The sequence below is a fragment of the Neolewinella sp. genome (genome assembly GCF_965214665.1).
Lineage (GTDB): Bacteria > Bacteroidota > Bacteroidia > Chitinophagales > Saprospiraceae > Neolewinella.
Genome location: NZ_OZ243970.1, coordinates 1,898,631 through 1,919,890 on the forward strand (window position 1 = coordinate 1,898,631; position 21,260 = coordinate 1,919,890).

At 61.5% G+C, this 21,260-nt stretch carries 13 protein-coding genes; 11 read left to right on the forward strand and 2 right to left on the reverse strand.

Annotated features, from left to right (window positions below):
* Positions 1 to 209: 209 nt before the first annotated feature.
* The 4 genes from ACOOHD_RS08445 (at position 210) to ACOOHD_RS08460 (ending at position 5,247) form a co-directional block, all read left to right on the forward strand.
* On the forward strand, positions 210 to 593 hold the full coding sequence (locus tag ACOOHD_RS08445) for a BlaI/MecI/CopY family transcriptional regulator (RefSeq protein WP_420461130.1): 384 nt from the start codon (positions 210 to 212) through the stop codon (positions 591 to 593).
* The gene (locus tag ACOOHD_RS08450) at positions 590 to 2,131 is read left to right on the forward strand and encodes a M56 family metallopeptidase (protein WP_420461131.1); all 1,542 of its coding nucleotides are present in this window, start codon (positions 590 to 592) and stop codon (positions 2,129 to 2,131) included. The genes ACOOHD_RS08445 and ACOOHD_RS08450 overlap by 4 nt, the downstream gene beginning before the upstream one ends.
* 119 nt (positions 2,132 to 2,250) lie before the next feature.
* Entirely contained in the window at positions 2,251 to 4,140 is a 1,890-nt protein-coding gene (locus tag ACOOHD_RS08455; protein WP_420461132.1) for a choice-of-anchor I family protein, read from the forward strand.
* Positions 4,141 to 4,170: 30 nt separating this feature from the next.
* Entirely contained in the window at positions 4,171 to 5,247 is a 1,077-nt protein-coding gene (locus ACOOHD_RS08460; RefSeq protein WP_420461133.1) for an endo-1,4-beta-xylanase, read from the forward strand.
* Between the two features lie 61 nt (positions 5,248 to 5,308).
* Here the strand turns inward: ACOOHD_RS08460 and ACOOHD_RS08465 are convergent, their stop codons facing one another.
* Positions 5,309 to 7,663, reverse strand: a complete 2,355-nt coding sequence (locus ACOOHD_RS08465; RefSeq protein ID WP_420461134.1) for a TonB-dependent receptor domain-containing protein — start codon at positions 7,661 to 7,663, stop codon at positions 5,309 to 5,311.
* 269 nt (positions 7,664 to 7,932) lie between these two features.
* On the opposite strand from ACOOHD_RS08465, the gene ACOOHD_RS08470 reads away from it, so the two are divergent.
* A complete protein-coding gene (locus ACOOHD_RS08470) occupies positions 7,933 to 9,687 on the forward strand; it encodes a discoidin domain-containing protein (protein ID WP_420461135.1) in 1,755 nt (584 codons plus the stop codon).
* Positions 9,688 to 9,880: 193 nt separating this feature from the next.
* On the opposite strand, the gene ACOOHD_RS08475 is transcribed toward ACOOHD_RS08470, so the two are convergent.
* Entirely contained in the window at positions 9,881 to 12,280 is a 2,400-nt protein-coding gene (locus ACOOHD_RS08475) for an alpha-L-rhamnosidase C-terminal domain-containing protein (protein WP_420461136.1), read from the reverse strand.
* 163 nt (positions 12,281 to 12,443) lie between these two features.
* Between ACOOHD_RS08475 and ACOOHD_RS08480 the strand changes: the two genes are divergently transcribed.
* The 6 genes from ACOOHD_RS08480 (at position 12,444) to ACOOHD_RS08505 (ending at position 21,231) form a co-directional block, all read left to right on the forward strand.
* Complete coding sequence (locus tag ACOOHD_RS08480) at positions 12,444 to 14,516, forward strand: beta-L-arabinofuranosidase domain-containing protein (RefSeq protein WP_420461137.1); 2,073 nt, start codon at positions 12,444 to 12,446, stop codon at positions 14,514 to 14,516.
* A 111-nt stretch (positions 14,517 to 14,627) separates the two neighbouring features.
* Positions 14,628 to 14,936, forward strand: coding sequence for a hypothetical protein (locus tag ACOOHD_RS08485; RefSeq protein WP_420461138.1), 309 nt, complete (start codon positions 14,628 to 14,630; stop codon positions 14,934 to 14,936).
* 797 nt (positions 14,937 to 15,733) lie between these two features.
* Positions 15,734 to 17,461, forward strand: coding sequence for an IlvD/Edd family dehydratase (locus tag ACOOHD_RS08490; protein WP_420461139.1), 1,728 nt, complete (start codon positions 15,734 to 15,736; stop codon positions 17,459 to 17,461).
* A gap of 9 nt (positions 17,462 to 17,470) precedes the next feature.
* Positions 17,471 to 18,799: a GntP family permease gene (locus tag ACOOHD_RS08495; protein WP_420461140.1), complete on the forward strand. Its 1,329-nt coding sequence runs from the start codon at positions 17,471 to 17,473 to the stop codon at positions 18,797 to 18,799.
* 3 nt (positions 18,800 to 18,802) lie between these two features.
* The gene (locus ACOOHD_RS08500; RefSeq protein ID WP_420461141.1) at positions 18,803 to 19,636 is read left to right on the forward strand and encodes a fumarylacetoacetate hydrolase family protein; all 834 of its coding nucleotides are present in this window, start codon (positions 18,803 to 18,805) and stop codon (positions 19,634 to 19,636) included.
* An 11-nt stretch (positions 19,637 to 19,647) separates the two neighbouring features.
* Complete coding sequence (locus tag ACOOHD_RS08505; RefSeq protein ID WP_420461142.1) at positions 19,648 to 21,231, forward strand: aldehyde dehydrogenase (NADP(+)); 1,584 nt, start codon at positions 19,648 to 19,650, stop codon at positions 21,229 to 21,231.
* Positions 21,232 to 21,260: the final 29 nt, after the last annotated feature.

The window sequence follows — 21,260 nt, forward strand, 5'->3', positions numbered from 1 at the left end:
AATACGCCCTAAAAGTACAATGCTGCCACTCCCGATAGCTATCGGGACGCCAGCAACATGCAGCCTCTGGCTGCGCTAATTCTGTAACGCAGCCCCGCACCTGCCCCCGCACCTCCCTCATCCTGCACTAGGTCAACCCAGAGCACCCAACAGCAAATTTATTTACTACATCAGTAGTAGGTTTCAACAATAACTACTACATTTGTAGTATGACCCAACCACCCCTACCCTCCGAAGCCGAGCTACTGCTGCTACGCGCGCTCTGGGAACACCCCAACGCTACGGTACAGCACGTGCACGAATGGATCACAGCGGCGGGCAAAGACGTGAGCTACACCACGGTCTTGACTCAACTCCAGCGTATGCACCGCAAGGGGCTGGTCACGCGGTCGCGGGCCGGCAAGCAGCACCAGTACCGGGCGGCGGTGGATCGGTCGGCTACGGAGACCGCCCTGGTGGAACGGCTATCGGATACCGTCTTCGCCGGCTCCGCGCTCAGGCTAGCGCTGAAGGCCCTGGGTACCGATCAACCCTCTCTAGAAGAACTCGACGAGCTAGAACGGTGGATCGCCGAACAAAAAGATAACCGATGAGCGCCTCCCTGATCCATACCCTACTCGCCGTGCTGGCTACCGCCCTGCTGCATTCCCTGTGGCTGTTTATCGTCGTGACCGGTCTCGGGTATCTGCTGGCCGGTACGCTAAAGGAGGCGCGACACCGCTACGTGGCTTACCTGATGACGCTGCTCGCGCTACCGCTAACCTTCGGAACGCTGCTGCTGCTGGCGTGGTGGGATGCGACCGGGAACGGTTTCCAGGCTGGTTCCACGGTCGAAGGATTGGGTAGTCCCGCTACCCTACTGCTCACCGACGGCCTGAGCCAGTCTGGGCTATCCCTCCATTGGATGGATTACCTGGCGCTTGCCTACCTGGTCGGGTTGACGCTCTTCGCCGGGGTACGGAGCTATCAGTACGGCATCACGCTACGGCTGCGGAACGGCGGTGACTCGCCCGGTCGGGAGTGGATGAGTTTATTCGATCGAGTGAGCGCAAAGGTCGTACCCGGGCGGGAGGTACGCTGGAAAATAACGGCTCGCGTACGGCAGGTCCTGGTGGTCGGCGTATTCCGCCCGGTCATCCTCTTCCCCATTGGACTACTGGCCACCCTCACCCCCGCGGAGGTCGAGGCCATCTTGCTCCACGAGCTCCACCACGTGCGCCGTTACGACGTGCTCTGGAACAGCGTGGAGCTACTAATAGTGAGTCTCTTTTTCTACCACCCTCTGGTGTACTGGCTTGCCCGTCGCCTTGACCGGGAGCGGGAATACGGCTGTGACGACGCGGCTAGTGCCAGCACCGGTCAACAGACCTACGCCCGTGCCCTCGTGCGGGTCGCTCGCTTTTCTCTTCCTCCTACAACTACCTATACCATGTCTGCAGTAGATCCACGTACCCTCACCTCCCGCGTGCAACGCCTCTTTGGGGCTACCACCTCACCCGATCGCAGTAATTCGTCTTTGCTACTGCTCCTGGTATTGCTGCCACTCTGTCTGCTGCTCGCCTTTTGCACGCCCGATACGGACTATGCACCTACGGCAGCGGAAAGCAACGCCACTACTCCTACGGAGGAAACGATCATTTCCGGTACGGTGACCGACGCGGAAACCGGCGAAACGCTCATTGGGACATCGATACTTGTGCAAAATACCAAGATGGGAACGATAAGCGATCTTGAGGGCAACTTCACCATTGCTATGCCCGACGGCGCGCAGCATCTCGTCTTCTCCTACGTGGGGTACCAGACCAGCATCCAGGCGACCCAACTCAATCAGGACGCAGACCGACCCCTGAACGTGCAGTTAGTCAGGGTCGATGAAGACAAAGAGGTGGGCGGCACTGAAGTAACTGTTCGTGGTGATAACGGGCAGCTGCGCGACAGCACCATCTTCGACCAAGGCTTATCCGGCAATGTCCTCATCCTCCTGGACGGAAAGCGTATCGAGCGCGCGGCTATGGCCGACCTGGCACCCGACCGCATCACGCAGGTCACGGTAGTGAAGGACAAGGAAGAGCTAGCCGCACTGGGCTACGGGGAAGCCTTCTCCGGGGCCATTTTGATCACCACCAAGTAGGCAGGGGCGGGGCCGCAGGTGCATTTCCCTTAACCCAAACTTCACCAAAGCATAACACGCAAAACGCCGCTTCTCCCCCCATTTTCCCGGTGCTTGTGGGTCACAAACCAACCCACACTATGCGACCACTTTACTTGCTGTTATTTCTTCTCCTTACCGGCGCTGCCACGGCGCAAACCTGCCTGGAGAAAGGGGCCGTTCCACTAGGTACGGACGAGTTCACCCTGACGGAGCTGGGCACCTATTCTACCGGGGTATTCGATGCGGGGGCGGCCGAGATCGTCGCCTTCGATAGCCTCTCCGGTAGGCTGTTCTTCACTAATGCCGCGGCCGGCTCGGTGTCGATTCTGGATATCAGCGATCCCGCTGCGCCGCGCCTGATTGCCGAAGTCGTGCCCGAGGTGGAGGGCCTGGACGGCGTCAATAGCGTAGCCGCGGCCGGCGGACTCATCGCCGCCGCCTTCCAGGGCGAGGAAGCCGATAGCCCTGGCACCCTCGTAGTCATGGACACTAATGGTGTAGTGCAGGCTACCTTTGCGACCGGTGCCCTGCCGGATATGGTGACCTTCAGTCCGGATGGGCGCTACCTGCTCACCGCCAACGAGGGGGAGCCGAGCGACGACTATACGGTCGACCCGGAAGGCTCGGTGACCGTCATCGACCTACTCGGCGGACTGGAGGGGGCTAGCGTGACTACGGTCGGCTTCACCGACTTCAACCGCCAGCGGGCACGGCTGGCGATGGCGGGGGTGCGGCTGTTCGGTCCCGGTGCGTCGGTGGCCCAGGACCTGGAGCCGGAGTACATCACCGTACACGGCAACTACGCCTACGTGAGCCTCCAGGAAAATAATGCCTTTGCCATCCTCGACCTGGAGGCACTGCGCTTCACCGACATCGTCCCCTACGGCGTCAAGAACCTGAGCTGCCCGGCCAACGCCCTGGATGCCAGCAACCGCGACGGAACTATTAACCTGGCGACCTACCCCGTATTGGGAATGTACCAGCCGGATGCCATTGCCAGCTTCGAGCTCGCCGGCCAGACCTACCTCGTGACCGCCAACGAGGGCGACGCGCGCGATTACGACGGCTACAGCGAGGAGGCCCGCGTGGGCGATCTGCTGCTGGACCCGGATGCCTACCCCAATGCGGCGGAGCTGCAGGACGATGCTGTCCTCGGCCGCCTGCTTTCGACCACCGCCACGGGCGACGTAGACTGCGACGGCGACATCGACCAGATCTACAGCTACGGGGCCCGCTCCTTTAGCATCTTCACTACCAGTGGACGCCTGGTCTTCGGTAGCGGTAATGACTTCGAGCGCATCCTGGCCGAGATTGACCCCGACAACTTCAACAGCAACAACGACGAGAACGATAGCTTCGACAGCCGCTCCGACGATAAGGGCCCCGAGCCGGAGGCCGTAGAAGTCATCGTGCGCGGCGACCGTCGGTACGCCCTGATCGGACTAGAGCGCGTCGGCGGCGTCATGATCTACGATATCACCAGCCCCACGGCCCCCTACTTCGTCAGCTACACCAACAACCGCGACTTTTCGGTGCCGGCTACCGTCGAGGTCGATGGTGAGAGCCGCAGCAACCCCGCCGTCGGGGACCTCGGGGTAGAGGACGTGCTGTACATCCCCGCCGACCAAAGCCCTACCGGTCAGGAACTGGTCGTGACGGCCAACGAGGTCAGTGGCACCATCACCCTCTTTGCCCTCGACCAGTCTACCGCCCTACCCCTCCTGGACCTGGCCGAACATGACCTACAGCTATACCCCAATCCTTTTCGGCACCAGCTCCGCCTTGGATTCAAGCTCGCCGCCGCTACGGATGCAACCGTCGATCTGCTCGACGTCACCGGCCGCTCGGTGCTGACGGTGCACGAAGGCCTACTACCCGCCGGGTCGCAGCAGCTCACGGCACGCACGCGGGAGCTGCCCGCCGGTGCCTACCTGCTCCGCCTTCGCTTTGGCAATAGGGTAGCTACGCAGCGGGTGGTGCGGCAGTAAGCGCTTATTTTAGCCGAATAACTCCCCCTTATGCGCTTCCTCCCGCTGCTATGTATCGGCACCCTCCTCACCTGCAACTCCCCCACCCCGGATACCGCCCCAACTACCGAAGCCCCCGAACCAGCCGGCCTCCGGGACGCCGCCCCCTTCCCCATCGGTGGGGCCATCAACATCCGCCAGGTGCTGAGTGATGAGCAGTTGCGCGACATCACCACCACGGAATTCAGTAGCCTCACCTCCACCAACGACATGAAGATGTACCGCATCGCGGATACGGAGGGGGAGCTGGACTTCGCCCGGGCTGACTCTACCGTCGCCTTTGCCGCAGAGCACGGGATGCGGATGTTCGGCCACGCGCTGGTGTGGCACTACGCGCTGCCGGACTACATTGCCGACATGCCGGCCGAGGAGCTACGCATCTTCCTGACCGAGTACATCGATACCGTGGTCACCCACTTCCGCGGCCGCATCGATGGCTGGGACGTGGTCAACGAGGTGCTGGACACCAAGGGAGGTGGCATGCGTGACTCCCCCTTTTACGAGAAGCTGGGCACCGACTACATCGGGCTGGCCTTCCGCACCGCCCGCCGTGCCGATCCGGACGCGAAGCTCTTCATCAACGACTTCGGCACCGAGCGGGATACGGCTAAGCTGAGCGGGCTGCTCCGCCTGGTCGACTCCCTACGGGCCGAGGAGGTGCCCATCGACGGCATCGGCTTCCAGTGGCACCAGCAGATGCGCGACGATACGAACACGGTACGGCAGACGCTACGGCGGGCGGCGGCTACGGGCCTACTGATCCACATCTCCGAGCTCGACCTCATCTTCAATACCCACAACGACGAGGCCGGCGGTGGCACCGACGACGTGCAGGCCGTGACCCCCGCCATGCTGGAGGAGCAGGCCGAGCGCTTCGAGACCCTGGCGCGTATCTACCGGGAGGAGGTACCGGCCGACCAGCAGTACGGCATCACCTTCTGGGACTTTACCGATCGGGATACCTGGATCAGGGGCTTTTTCGATATGGGCGACTGGCCTACGGTGTTTGATGAGGAGCTGGCGCGCAAGCCGGGGTACTATGGGTTTCGGCGGGGGCTGGGGGAATAGCTACGTACCAAGGTCGAGTGGCCTCCGGCCCGAGCAGTGCCGCCCCCCCCGACCCACTAACTCAGAACCGCTTTTGCCCCGCAAACTCCATCGCCTCCCCCTTGCCAAAGCCGTAGCTCAGCCCCACCGTCACGAAACGCCCCCGCCGCTGGTACTCGTAGAGATAAAAGCCGGGCTGGGTGGCCTCGCTCTCGTTGATCTGGGAGGCGAAGGCATCGCGGACGCTTACGTTGAGGATCATGCGGCCCTCCAGCATCTTCTTGCGCAGGCCCAGGTCCAGGAAGGTGAAGCCGGAGGTACGGCCCTGCAGCGTACGAAAACCGGAGCGACCGTTGCCGGCTACCTCGAGGTCGATGTCTAGCGGCAGACTCCACTTCGTGACCAGCCGGCCGTTGAGCTGGTCGGCGGTGAAGTCGTAACTGACGCCCGCCAGGCTGGCCCGCCGGTCGAAGTTGTTGTAGTTGAGGTCGCCACTCAGGGTCAGCCACTTGGTGGGGGCGTATTTGCCATTGAGCTCCAGGCCGTAGGCGCTGCTGGTGCCGAGGTTGACCGGGCGGGTCACGTTGACGTTGTCCTCAAAGAAGCTCACCCGCTCGACCACCTCGGTAGTGAAGCGGTGGTACACCCCGGCGTTGAGGCTGAGCTGACCCAGGATGAAGATGGAGGTCAACTCGTAGGAGTCGGTAAACTCCGGCTGTAGCTCGGGGTTGCCCACCCGCACATTGAAGTTGTTACGAATGTTGAAGAAGGGATTCAGGTCCCATAGCCGCGGACGGAAGATGCGGCGGGAGTAGCCGGCCTGTACCGACACCGCCTCCGAAACCTTGTAGGAGGTGTGCAGCGTAGGAAATAGATTGGCGAAGGACTGGTCGTTGGTTTCGCTGGTATTGACCAGCTCGGTATTCAGCTCCGTTTGCTCCACGCGCAGCCCCGCCTTGACGCCCCAGCGCTCGCCCTCGTAGGCCCCGGTAGCGTAGGCCCCCAGTACGCCCTGCCGGTAATCGAAGCGGTTAGTCAGCTCCGGCACCAGCTGAAACTCCTCATTTATGAAATCGCTGACGGAGAAATCGTTCATCACGTCGGTATACACGTACTGTAGCCCTGTTTCCACCGTGACGGTCTCGCTCAGCGGACGGGTATAGTCCGCCTTAAACGTGTACTCCGTCTGCCCGAAGTCGGTGGCCGTACGCTGGTCGCCAAACAGCGCCTGGCCCTCGGTGGTGTTGGTGGTAAACTCAGAGGACTGGTCCTTGACGAAGGAGTTACCCAGGGCGCTCACGATTAGCACGTGGTCCTTGTCCTCGGCGTCGAACTCCCGCTTATAGTTGAGCTCGTACTGCCACTTGGGGTTGACCGCCTCGGTGGCCTCCGTGCGGCTCCAGGCATCGGTCAGGTTGCCCGTGGGGTTGAGCACGCGGAAGTCCGTCAGCGCGTTTTCCGTCTCCAGCTCGTAGGCGAAGGTGCCGGTGAGCGAGAGCACGTTGCGGTCGTTGATGTGGTAGTCGGTGCCCAGGATGAGGTTATAGAATTGCTCGTTCTTATCGGCCTCCCCCTCGCTCAGCACGCTGGTGCCGGTGGTGAGGTCGCGGTTTACCGCCCGGTTGATCTCCGGAAAGGTGCGGTACCCCACCCCGGCCTGTCCGAAGAGGTTGAATTTATCCGTACGCCGGTTCACGCTCAGTCCCACGCTGTGGTTATTGGGCGTGCCGGTATTGACCGTCACGGAGCCGTTGAGCCCGCGCTTTTCATCTTTCTTGAGCACGATATTGATAATACCGGCCGTGCCCGCCGCCTCGTACTTGGCCGAGGGGTTGGTGATTACCTCGATCGACTCGATCATATCGGCCGTGATGGTCCCCAGGGCGTTGCCGTTGTCGCTGGTCAGCACCGAGGGCTTGCCGTCGATCAGTATCTGTACCCCGCCGCTGCCCCGCAGGTTGATCTGCCCCTGGATGCTCACGGTCACGGAGGGTACGTTGTTGAGCACCTCCAGGGCACTGGCACCGCTGCTACTCAGGTCCTTACCCACATTAAACACCCGTTTATCCAGTTTAAATTCCGTCGTAGAGCGCTCGCCGGTCACGGTGACCTCGTCCAGGGTTTCGCCGTCGGCCCGTAGCACGATGGTCCCCAGTTCGCCCTCCCGTACCTCTTCCAGCACCGTAGCGGTAAAGCCCAGGAAGCTCACCTCTACCGTCAGTCCGGCGCGGGGGGCGGTCAGGGCGAAGGCACCATCGGGATCGGTCGTAGTGCCACCGATCATCTCCTGGCTTGTGGGATCCACCAGCTTCACCGTCGCGAATTCAATGGGCGTCTGGCTACTTGCCTCTACGACCCGTCCACTTAACGGCAGACTCTGGGCGCGTACGCAGGTGCAAAGAACGAGGAACAGGCAGAGCAGGTAGGTCGACTTCATTTCGCTGGATTTGCTTACAAACATCGGTCGTGTAGCTAAGGTGGGGGAGGGAACTCTACGTTTGGGGTGAATTATTCTACCGTTGCTCAAGACAGTGGTCCGTACGGGGTTCAAGCGGAGTTTTTTTCAGCTTCCTGGTCTGGGGGAAGGCGCACCGCAACCCCCTGAATTGGTGCAATAGGAACTGACGCAGCCAGGGGCTTACATTACCGTTCGTGACTAATTTTTATCGGTACGCACTTATCCTTTGTCTCTAACAAGCCGCAATTATGCAAACTACCCTTACCCTCTTCCTTCTGCTGTGTGGGTTGCTGGCTCATGCCCAACAACGGACCTACTGCAATCCCATCAACATTGACTACGGCTATACGCCCTTCGAACGATTTTCAACGGAAGGAAAACACCGCGCCACCGCCGACCCGGTCATCGTAAACTTTAGGGACACCCTGTTTTTGTTTTCCACCAATCAGGAGGGCTATTGGTATAGCGACAACATGCTCGACTGGACCTTCGTCTACCGAAAGTTTTTACTGGACGATAAATACGAACACGACCTGAATGCACCCGCCGTCTGGGCCATGAAAGACAGCCTGTACGTTTACGGCTCTACCTGGGAACTGGATTTTCCCGTTTGGAAAAGTGGGAATCCTACCCAAGACGAGTGGGAAATCGCCGTCGATACCCTGAACGTGGGGGCCTGGGATCCCGCTTTTCTGTACGAAGAAGCACAGAACAAACTTTACCTATACTGGGGCTCTAGTAACGAGTACCCCGTACTGGGTACCGAACTTCACCTGCCGGAGTTGCAGACCACCGGCATTACCCGGCCCATCATGCGGCTACATCCCGACGAGCACGGCTGGGAGCGCTTCGGTGAATACAACGACAACGTGTTTTTGAATCCATTCGTGGAGGGAGCCTGGGTCACCAAACACGACGGGAAGTACTATTTCCAGTATGCCGCCCCCGGCACGGAATTCAGCGGTTACGCGGATGGGGTACTGGTGAGCGACCATCCACTGGATGGATTCAGGTACCAACGCCATAATCCGTTTTCCTATAAACCCGGGGGATTTGCGCGCGGTGCCGGGCACGGAGCGACCTTCCAGGACCGGTTTGGGCAGTACTGGCACGTCTCCACCATGGTGATCGCCGTGAAGAACAACTTCGAACGAAGGATAGGTATCTGGCCGGCCGGCTTTGACCAGGAGGGCGTGATGTACTGTAATACCGCCTTCGGAGATTACCCTACGCTACTACCGGAATTCGCTCAGGAAAGGGACTTTTCCCGGGGGCTGTTTGCGGGGTGGATGCTCCTGAACTACAACAAGCCGGTGCAGGTATCCTCCACCCTCGGCGGTTTGGCCGCAAACTTTGCCGTCGACGAGGACATCAAGACCTACTGGAGCGCGGCGTCTGGCGAGGCCGGAGAGTGGATTCAAACGGACCTGGGTGCCGTTTCGACCATCAACGCCATCCAGCTCAACTACGCCGATCAGGATGCGGAATTCATGGGAAAAACGCTGGGCAAGAGCCACCGGTACGTGATCTCCGGCTCCGTCGACGCAGAGCAGTGGGAGGTGGTAGTCGATAAAAGTCAGAATCAGACGGATGTCCCCCACGATTACATCGAGCTGGCAACTCCGGTGCAGTTCCGGTACCTGAAAGTGGAGAACCGCGCTATGCCCACCGGGAAATTTGCCATCAGCGGACTACGGATATTCGGCACGGGCACGGGAGAAAAGCCGGATACGGTAGCGAATTTCGTGGTGCTGCGCGCTCCCGCAGGGGGAGAGAGCAATCGCCTGGCCTCCTGGCTTAAATGGAAGCAGAACCCGGGGGCGGATGGCTATAATATCTACTTTGGGAAGGAGGCCGATAAGCTATACGGGAGCATCATGGTCTACGGTGCCAACGAGTACTACTTTACGGGAATGGACAAAAGCGATGCCTATTACTTCCAGATCGAGGCATTTAACGAAAACGGTATCTCTGAGCGGACTGCCGTGGTACGGGTAGAATAACCGACATGGGTCGTGTAACGAACGTAGGCGGCGGTACGCTACGGGTGGAGCGAATGACCAACGGCTTCTCGAAATAACCCTGGCCGTATCTACTTGGAGATTGATCCAGAGACCTTTTACTCCAGCTACCGCTCACCACCGTAGAAAAAGGGGCCGGCTACCGGCGGCAGGTAAACACGGCATCGGTACCGTTCTATTCATCTACCCGATTTGTTCCGCTCTGTAGGGCGTACTCCTCCCCCCGCCACACCAACACCCCGCTTACCCCCTCCGGTAGCTCAATCACTGCCCGCAGCGTATCCCCCCGTTCGTAGGCCACGCGGATCATCCCCGCCGGGTGTGGCATCTCCCCACTGATGGCCGTAAGATCCCCGAGCTGGGGGGCGATCCGTACGGTACGAAAGTGAGGCGAGGCCGCATCAATACCCAGTACGGTGCGGAAGAATTCGATGTTGGGGCTGGAGCCCCAGGCGTGGCAGTCGGAGCGGGTAGTGGCCGCGTCCGTATCCTCCGCCCAGGTGGTGAGCCCGGCGGCGAGATGATCGCGCCAGACACCGAGCCAGCTCAGGTAATCATCACCGCGGCCAGCACGTACCAGCGCCCGGTGAAGGTAGTACTTGAAGTAGATCGAAGCCTGGGCTAGGTCCGTATCCTCCAGTAGCTGGGTAGCCACATCAGATAGCCGGTCTTCGGGTACGATGCCTGCAAGGATCGCCAGGCTGTTGGCATGCTGCGAGTACAGGTCGTGGTCGCCGGTGTCGGCAAAGAGGCCGCGCTCCTCGTTCCAGTAGGCCGTCTTGATCCTATCCGCTAGTTGTTCGGCGTTCTCCCGGTACATCTCAGCGAAGGCTGCCATGCCCAGCTCCTCCTCCAGGGCCCGGGCGTTCTGGTAGGCCAGCAGCAACTGCAGGTCCAGGACGGCAGAGTGGCCCGCGGCATCTACCGGGGGGATGCCTCGCGGGTACTCCTGTAGCCAGTCGGTGAACGACCAGTTAGGCAGGTCCTTCAGCGAGCCGGTCGCATCCTGGAAGCCCGCGAAGTACTCCAGGATCTGCCGGGCACCGGAGAGCTTTTCGCGGATAAAGTCGCCGTCCGTGCCGTACATCATGTAGTCGCGCAGCATCCCGATGTACCAGAGCGAGAAGGGGGCGATGATTTGCTTGATGTTGGTAGGGTAACGGCTCAGGGTGATGCCCTCCACCTGCCGCGACTGGTGCATCAGGTTCAGGGCGTTCTTGACCAGCCGCTCGTCCCCACTGGTGTACAGCGAGACCAGCGCCTGGATGCGTGTATCCCCGATGTACTGTAGCTGCTCCCAGTAGGGGCAATCCATGTAGGTGTCCATGGCGCAGAGGCGGGCGGTGCGCCAGCCAACGTCGAGTAGAGTATTCATTTCCGGCAGCGGCGCGTCCAGGACGGCCCGGCGTTCGAAGGGAAAGCCCACGGCTACGGCACTGAGGTCCTGGATCACTAGCGGATCGTCCGCCGTGGTCACCCGGAGCTCCAGGTAGCGGTAGGTGCGGTAGGAAAGCGGGGTAAAGCGCTGGTCGGCGGAGCCATCGGTCAATACGGTATCCTGACGGCCTATGACGTCCTTGCCCGCTACCGCGTCCCGGTGCGACTTCGTGCGCCGGCCCGCATCGTAGAGGGCCTCGGCGTATATGAGCACTACCTCCGCACCCGCGCCCCCGCCCAAGTGGAGTGTCGGGTAGGCGTTGGTGAGGTAAGACTGGTCGAGCAGCAAGGTGGCGGTCGTACGGGGCGGAATGGTGACCGGTACCGCCCTAGCGGGAAAACCTTCCGGCACCTCCACGCCCTCCGCCCGGCGTAGGGCGACCAGGCGCTCCGGCGTACGCTGCATGGGAGGTACCACGGAAGGCTGCAACCGCCAGGGGTTGCGGGCGTCCATGCCGACGGTGTTGCGGGGGATGCCGGGGGAAATGGGTTCGGCACGGGTCCAGCCGGTAGTGTCGAGTGCGGGACTTGCCCATTCGTCGATCCGTCGGGCCATATCGACGCGGTCACCCGGTCCGGCCACGTAGTAACCGTACAGGCCGATCATGTCAGGTCGCGGCCCGTAGGTGCTCACGGGTACCGGGCGGTAACTGCTGTCCTGCCGGCAGCGCCAGCTTTCATCGGTGTTCACAACGCTGGTAGCTTCCACGGCGCCCTGTACGATCAGGCCGGACGCGTGCGTGATTTGGGCCTCCTGCCGGTAGTCGCCCGCGTTCCAGACCCGGACGGCCAGGGTGTTCTCACCAGCGGTGAGGTAGGGGGCCAGGTCCAGGCGGTCGAAGTTCCAGTGGTCCAGGTCGCCCTTGGCGGGCCCGCGGGTGAGGAGCCGGTTGTTGAGGTAGAGCGTGTACTGGTTGTCGGCCGATACGAATACCGGGAAGCTATCCGGCACCCCCGCTAGGTTGAATTGCTTGCGGAACAGGTACACCCCGTACGCCTCGCGGTCGATACCGGGTACGGTGACCCACTGGGCGGGCCACTGCTGGGTGAGAAAGCGGTCGGCGACCTCCTGGGCCACCGCCGGGTGGACACAAAAGCTAAGGATAACTAAAAAGCAACAGGTAGTGAATGATCGCATGGTCGGGCCTTGTGGAGCTTCAATGTACTCCGAAGACACGACCTCACCACCCGGGCCAACGCGTAAGCACGTGCATGAGGGCGGGGCCCCGATAGCTATCGGGGGTGCGAAGTGGTTGGCAGATCACAGTATATTGGTGGCAACACCATACCTTATTGCCAATATGCTTAAATATCTCCTACCCGTAGTACTAGTCTGTACCGGCCTGAGCGCACAGACGGTCTATCCGCAAAACAGAGCACCCCTGGTAGCCAAACCCTACCGGGAACTACCCTTAGGCAGCATCGAGGCGCGAGGCTGGCTACTGGAGCAGTTGCAGCGGATGGCCGACGGCATGACCGGCCGGCTGGACTCCCTCTACCCCACCGTGATGGGACCACGTAACGGCTGGCTGGGCGGTGACGGCGACGGCTGGGAGCGCGGCCCCTACTGGATCGACGGACTACTCCCCCTGGCCTACCTCCTGGACGATGACGCCCTGAAGGCCAAGGTGCAGCCCTGGATCGAATGGACGCTGACCCACCAGCGCGGCGATGGCTACCTGGGCCCCATCCCCTTTACGGAGGCGCCGGAGTCCGAGGCGGGGCTACAGCGCGGGCTACGGCGCGATTGGTGGCCCAAGATGGTGATGCTCAAGATTCTACAGCAGTACTACCAGGCCACGGGTGACGAGCGGGTGCTGACGGTACTGACCGACTACTTTCGCTTTCAGCTGCGGGAACTGCCGCAGACACCCCTCGACCACTGGACCGTCTGGGCCAACCGCAGGGGCGGAGATAACCTGATGGTCGTCTACTGGCTCTACAACCACACCGGCGATGCCTTCCTGCTCGAACTGGCCGAACTGCTCCGTGCCCAGACCTTCCCCTGGACGACCGTCTTCCTGAACGAGCCGAACTACAGTGCGCCGACCAACCCCTGGCACTACTCCCGGATGCAGCGCTACCCCTTCGACTCCACCGAGATCGCTGAGTTGAACGTCGGGGACCTCGGCAGTATGCACTGCGTCAACTTCGCCCAGGGGCTGAAGCAACCGGTGGTGTACTATCAGCAGAGCGGGGATGCGAGCGACCTAGCGGCGGCACGTAGGGGACTGCGCGACGTGATCCACTACCACGGTCAGCCGCAGGGCATGTACGGCGGCGACGAGCCGCTGCACGGTAAGGACCCGGTGCGGGGCGTCGAGTTCTGTGCGGTGGCCGAGGAGATGTTTTCGCTGGAAACGATGCTGGCCATCACCGGCGACATGACCTACGCCGATCAGCTCGAACGCATCACCTACAACGCCCTGCCCACCCAGGCGGCGGACGATTACCTGAGCCGCCAGTACTTCCAGGCGGCCAACCAGGTGGAGCTGACCCGGGAGCTGGAGACGTCCTACGAGACCACCAACCATCTGGGCTCCGACTTCGTCTTCGGGCAGTTTACCGGCTACGTTTGCTGCACCTCCAACATGCACCAGAGCTGGCCGAAGTACGTCCAGAACCTCTGGTACGCCACCGCCGACGGGGGCGTGGCCGCCCTGCTCTACGCCCCCAGCGAGGTGACCCTCCGGGTTGCCGATAGTATTGAATTGCGTGTCTTGGAAGAAACCGGCTACCCCTTCCGCGACCGGATCGACTTCACCCTCACCCCCAGTGCGCCGGCTACCTTTCCCTTCCACCTGCGCATACCGGCCTGGGCCGAGGGGGCTACGGTGACCGTCAACGGTGCTCCCTATCGGGGCGAGCCGGAGGGGCAGACGCTTGTCATCACCCGCGAATGGAGGGCCGGCGACCGGGTACAGCTCACCCTCCCCATGCAGCTGACCACCTCCCAGTGGTTCGATTTTTCCGTGGCCGTGGAGCGCGGTCCCCTCGTGTACGCCCTCAAGATCCGCGAGGACTACCAGTCCCGGCAGGACAGCTTCTACGGCAGCTACCAGGAGGTGTACCCCGTGGACCCCTGGAACTACGCCCTCCACGAAGATGATGTGAAGCAGATCGGTGAGGCGGTAGAAGTGGTCGAAAACGACTGGGACGGCCGCTACCCCTGGAACCTCGAAAGTGCCCCCATTGAGCTACGGCTCCGTGGCATTGCGCTGCCCGACTGGAAGCTCGTCAACGGCGCGCCCCTGTTTCCCGCCTGGTGGGGCAATCGGCAGGACCCGCAGTTGCCGGCCAGCCCGATTACGCTGGTGCCCTACGGGTGTACGACGCTGCGGATTAGTGAGTTTCCGGTGTATGAGTTGGATTGAGCCTCCCTGTGGTGCTACCAGTTGACGTAGGGGAGCAACTCAGCGCAACTACTACGGCTCAACCTATTGTTATTACTTTGAGACTTAGTCCGTAGCAAAACCACGGTAACCATGCTAGAAGCCAAGAAGTACAATCTGATAGAACGGATCATCTCCGTCGCCGACGAGCGTGTGATCGATGCCATTGCATCGATTAAGGACCGGGCAGATGACGTGCGTGCAGGTGTTCCCAAAAAAAGCTCCAAGTATACTACATCTACTTACCAAGAACTACAGTCACGCTTTGTAGATATTGAAGGACTGAAGGTGCAGCAGAATTATACACCTACAACGCCAGCCGAATTGACTTCAATTGCTGAAGAAGCTAACATCGAGCAGTCTATCGAAGAGCTACTTGCCGGCTTAAAGCGAATGGGATAATGAGGTACGTATTGGATACGAATGTCGTCCTGCATTATCTCAAGGGTAGTCCCACTCGAAAGCTAATCGAGGAGCGTTTCGATCCATTCGGGAATGGGAACGAGGCGATTATCTCCGTAGTTACACCGTCGCCGAAATAGGCGTGTTAGGTCGACGGAATAATTGGGGCGACAGACGGTTTGCAGCAGTTGAAAAAATCTACGACGATCTCATCATTGTTGATATTGCGTCAAACGATATCATCCAGGCGTACATCGATATCGACTCATTTAGTGAAGGAAGCCACCCCACCAAAGCATACAAAGGGTCATCACGAAATATGGGTAAGAACGATCTATGGATAGCTTTAACGACACTGGTAGCCGAAGCTGAACTAATCACGACTGATAAGGGTTTCGTTCACCTGAATGATGATTTTATGAGAGTCAATCTGGTGGATATGTGAAGATTGTCATGAGTAATCTCATTTGTTCTGCCCCATCATCAAGTGAGCCGCAAAGCGACGCACCTGCCAAACCATTACTACGGACAAATTTAAAGTACAACTTTAAATCTGCCCATTCCTGGACAGCTTATAACTTGAACAAGCCGGGGCTACCAAGCCAGCATAAATTGAGGGGAGTGTGCGGGCACTGCTAGGGGGCCGTAAAATCTGTGCAAATCCGTGTATATCTGTGGTTCATTCTTAGGCGGCCTTGCCGCCGCCCCTCACTCGCACTCGTAGAATGCTTCGGACATCGTCCCGATAGCTATCGGGAGAGACCGCATTGTACGGCAACCCTTACATTCACCGGGGTATGGCAGATGAGCAGAAGGAACGCTACCGCAGCAGCGACTGGTTCGGCCCCGCCGGCAAGGTAGGCTTCGTCCACCGCAGCTGGCTGCGCAACCAGGGCCACCCTGACCATGTATTCGACGGCCGGCCCGTCATCGGCATCTGCAACACCTGGTCCGACCTCACGCCCTGCAACGCCCACCTGCGCGACTTCGCCGAGATCGTCAAGCGTGGCGTGTACGAAGCGGGCGGCTTCCCACTGGAGTTCCCGGTCATGAGCCTCGGCGAGACCATCATGAAGCCCACCACCATGCTATGGCGCAACCTGGTGTCGATGGACGTAGAGGAGACCATCCGCGCCAACCCCCTCGACGGCATCGTCCTGCTCACCGGCTGCGATAAGACCACCCCCTCCACCCTCATGGGGGCCTGCTCCGTAGGACTGCCCACCATCGTCGTGCCCGGCGGACCCATGCTCAACGGCAAGTGGCGCGGACAGGACGTGGGCTCCGGTACGCTCACCTGGCGACTGTCCGAGGGCCTCAAGGACGGCAGCATCTCCACCGCCGACATGCGGGAGGCCGAGAGCTGCATGAGCCGCAGCGCCGGTCACTGCATGACCATGGGCACGGCCTCCTCCATGGCCTCCACCGTAGAGGCGCTGGGACTGACGCTACCCGGTGCCTCGGCCATCCCCGCCGTAGATGCCCGTAAGCGCACGCTGTCCCACCTATCCGGCAACCGCATTGTCGAGATGGTGCGCGAGGACCTGAAGATCACCGACGTGCTCACCCGCGCGGCCTTCGAGAACGCTATCATGGTCAACGCCGCGATCGGGGGCTCGACCAACGTGATGATCCACCTGATGGCCATCGCCGGCCGCCTGGGTATCGAGCTGCCCATTGACGATTTCGACCGCATCGGTAGCCGCCTGCCGCTACTCGCTAACCTGATGCCGGCCGGGCAGTACCTGATGGAAGATTTTTACTACGCCGGTGGGCTGCCCGTCATCATTCGGGAGCTGCGTGATCGCCTACACGCCGATACGGTAAGCGTCAACGGCCGGTCCATCGTGGAAAACTCGCGGGAGGCGGTCTGCTACGATCGTCAAGTAGTCGCTCCCCTCGACAATCCGTTACAGGAAGAAGCCGGCATCGTCGTCCTACGCGGTAACCTCTGCCCCAACGGCGCGGTCATCAAACCCTCCGCGGCCACCCCGGAACTGCTACGGCATACCGGCCCGGCGGTGGTATTCACCTCCGTTGAGGACTACCACGCCCGCATCGACCGCGACGACCTGGAGATCGACGCCGACTCCGTAATGGTACTCCAGGGCGTGGGGCCGGTCGGCTATCCCGGCATGCCGGAGGTAGGCAATATGGAGCTACCGGCGAAGCTAGTGCGTCAGGGGGTCAAAGACATGGTGCGTATCAGCGATGGGCGCATGAGCGGCACGGCCTACGGGGCGGTGGTGCTGCACGTAGCCCCGGAGTCTGCCGTGGGGGGCCCGCTGGCGCTCGTCCGGGATGGTGACCTGATCGAACTAGATGTCCCCGCCCGCCGCCTTGCCCTACTGGTCGACGCAGAAGAGCTAGCCCGCCGCCGCGCCGCCTGGACGCCCCCACCCCCCGTCGCCGACCGCGGCTACGTCAGGCTCTTCCTCGAGCACGTCGAGCAGGCCGACCGGGGCTGCGATTTTGATTTCCTGCGGGGCAGCAGCGGGGCCTACATCGAACGCGGACCGCACTAACCGCTCCCGATGCTCACCCTCGTCCTCCTGCTGCTGGCCATCGTACTGATCATCGTCACCACCTCCGTGTGGAAGTGGCACCCCTTCCTGGCGCTGCTGCTGGCCTGCGTCTGCTACGGCATCGGCAGTGGCATGCCGCCCCTGGAATTAGTCGACACCATCAGCACTGGCTTCGGCGATACGGTCGGCAAGGTGGGCCTGCTCATCATCGCCGGACTTATCATCGGCACCTTCCTGGAAAAAACCGGCGGGGCCATGGTACTGGCCGAAAGCCTCCTGCGGCTCATCGGCACCAAACGTATTCACACCGCCCTGGGCTTTATCGGCTACGTGGTGTCGATCCCGGTCTTTGCCGACAGTGGCTTCATCATTCTAGCTAGTCTGAATAAAGCCTTGACACGCCGCGCGGGCCTGTCGCTGGGGGGCACGGCGGTTGCCCTCTCCATGGGACTGATGGCCTCCCACACCATGGTCCCCCCCACGCCGGGGCCCATCGCGGCGGCGGCTATTCTGGAGGCTGATTTGGGCCGGGTCATTCTCATCGGGCTTTGCACCAGCGTCCCCGCCCTGCTGGTCTGTATTGCATTCACGAAGTATATGGGCAGCCGCATTTTTATTGAAGCACGGGTGAGCGAGGCGGAAGATCCGGCGGAGGTTACCCACCGGCCACCCGTCGTAAAGGCCTTCCTACCCATTTTGCTCCCCATCCTACTGATCGTACTGGCTTCCGTAGCGGCCTATCCTACTCGCCCCTTCGGCGAGGGTACTATTTACCGAGTATTCACCGTACTGGGCAACCCCGTGATTGCCCTATTTCTCGGCGTGCTTGCTTCCTTCCTGCTACCCCGCAAGTTGGACCGTAGCATGCTCGGTAGCAGCGGCTGGGTGGGCGAGGCACTACGTGGCGCGGCGCTCATCATCCTCATCACCGGGGCCGGCGGGGCCTTCGGGGAGGTGCTCAAAACCTCTCCGCTCGGCGAGGTGCTGGAGGGGTGGATCACTACGGTCAGTCCGGGGCTCTGGCTCCCCTTCGTGCTGGCGGCGGTGATCAAAACGGCCCAGGGGTCGTCTACCGTTGCCATCCTTACGACTGCCTCCATTGTCTTCCCCCTGCTGGATGGAATGGGGTTCGATAGTGCATCATCAAGGGCGCTGGTTGTGGTGGCTATCGGGGCCGGTTCGGCCGTTGTCTCCCACGCCAACGACAGTTTTTTCTGGGTCGTCACCCAGCTTAGCGATATGACCGTGCAGCAGGGCTACCGTCTCCACGCACTCGGCAGCGCCATCCTGGGCCTATCTGCCTTCCTGGTGCTTTCTTTACTCTCCCTAATCGTCTAGCGCATGTGGATCTACCGTACCAACACGGGCATCATCATCCGATCTTCCGGGCGGAGGGCGCAGGTGCCGGGTGAATGGGATGGCTTCGTTAACGATGATGACCTAGCCCGTACCGCCACCGACATCCTAACCACCAATGGCCAGCCGGAACGGGACGGGGAAGGGGCCCCGGACCAGCTCCTACCCCCCATCGGCACCCAGGAGGTTTGGGCCGCGGGTGTGACCTACCTGCGTAGTCGACAGGCGCGCATGGAGGAAAGCGAGGCGGCCGGCGGCGGGGATTTTTACGACCGCGTCTACGCCGCCGACCGGCCCGAGTTGTTCTTCAAGGCGCCGCACTACCGCACCGTCGGCCCCGGCGCGCCGGTAAGGATCCGCGCCGACTCCCGCTGGAACGTCCCCGAACCCGAGCTCGCCCTGCTGCTGAGCAGCTCCGGAAAGATCGTCGGCTACAGCATCGGCAATGATATGAGTAGCCGCGACATCGAGGGCGAGAACCCCCTCTACTTGCCCCAGGCCAAGTCCTACGATGGAGCCACCGCCCTGGGCCCCTGCCTGTACGTACCCAACGCCCCGCTGCCACCATCGACCGCCATCCAGATGACGGTAGAGCGGGGTGACAACACCATCTTTTCCGGCACCACCTCCCTGGACCAGATGAAGCGCCGGCCCCAGGAACTAGCCGACTACCTCTACCGCGAACTTAGCTTCCCCACCGGCTGTGTACTGTTTACCGGTACGGGCATCATCCCACCCGACGACTTCACCCTCCGCTCCGGCGACCGGATCACAATCGACATCCCCCCGATCGGCACCCTCACGAACACCGTCGAATAACTACTACCACTATGCAACTACAGGGCACCCACCTCATCGCCGGGAAGCACACCGCCCGGGACAAGGACAGCTTCCGCGCTCAGGACCCCAGTTCCGGCCAGTCCCTACCCACTAAGTTCTTCGAGGCCACGCCGCAGGACGTAGCGGCTGCCTGCAGTGCGGCCGCGGAGGCCTTTCCCGCCTACGCCGCGGTACCTTCCGAGACCAGGGCGTCTTTTCTGGAGGCCATCGCCACGGAGATCGAAGCCCTCGGGGATACCCTGATCGACCGCTGCAGTCAGGAGACCGCCCTACCGGCCGGCCGGCTGATGGGGGAGCGTGGGCGTACGGTCGGTCAGCTACGGCTTTTCGCTAGGGTAGTCCGTGACGGAAGCTGGCGCGACCTGCGCATCGACCCCGCCCTACCTGACCGCACCCCCGCCCCCCGGCCCGACCTACGGCAGATGCAGATCCCGCTGGGGCCGGTAGCCATCTTCGGTGCCTCTAATTTCCCGCTGGCCTTCTCGGTGGCGGGAGGGGATACGGCCTCAGCTCTGGCTGCCGGCTGTCCGGTCGTAGTCAAGGCCCATCCGCTACATCCGGGCACCTCCGAACTGATTGGCGGAGCCATTGCCCGTGCCGCTGCCGCTACCGGACTACCCGCCGGCGTGTTTTCGCTTCTTCAGGGCCGGACGAACGCCGTCGGTGCCGCGCTGGTCCAGGATCCACGCATAACGGCCGTGGGCTTTACCGGCTCGTTCCGGGGGGGCAAGGCACTTTATGATCTGGCGGTGCGCCGCGAAGTGCCCATTCCTGTGTTTGCCGAGATGGGTAGCGTGAACCCCGTCTTCCTGCTGCCCGGTGCCCTAGAAAAGGATGTCGATCAACTAGCGGAGGATCTTTCCGGCTCCCTGAACCTCGGGGTCGGGCAATTCTGTACGAACCCCGGACTAGTGATCTTACCGGAGGGGCCGAAAGCGGACCGCTTTCTCGAGCTGTTAGGGGAAAAGGTAAGGGGCTGCGGCGGGGGCACGATGCTGGGTGAGGGAATTGCCGATGCCTACCGTAGCGGAGTTGAGCAGCTCCTCTCTCACCCTGCCGTCACGCAACTGGAGGCGTCGCAGCCTTCCGGGGCGGGGCAGGCGGCCTCCTACGTATTCACCACTACAACGGATGCCTTCCTCGCTGATCGCGCGCTGGAGGAGGAGGTATTCGGTCCGACTACCCTCGTAGTCCGCGCTCCCGGGCCACAGGACTTCACGCGCATCGCCCAGCACCTCAGCGGGCACCTCACGGCCAGTCTGTTCGGTACGGCGGCTGAGCTCTCCGAGCGCGGTGAGCTGATCGACCTACTCACCCGTAAGGTCGGCCGTCTCATCTTCAATGCCTTTCCTACGGGAGTGGAAGTGAGTCACGCGATGGTGCATGGGGGGCCCTACCCGGCTACGACTGCGGTACAGTCGACCTCGGTGGGTACGGCGGCCATCCGGCGGTTTTCGCGGCCGGTGTGTTACCAGGGGTTTCCGGAGGCGGCGCTGCCGGCGGCGCTGCGGGATGATAATTCGGAGGGATCGTTGCGGTTGGTGGATGGGGAGTGGACACGGTCAGGAAGATAGCCGTATGACTCTTTTTGAAGCGGTTGGCG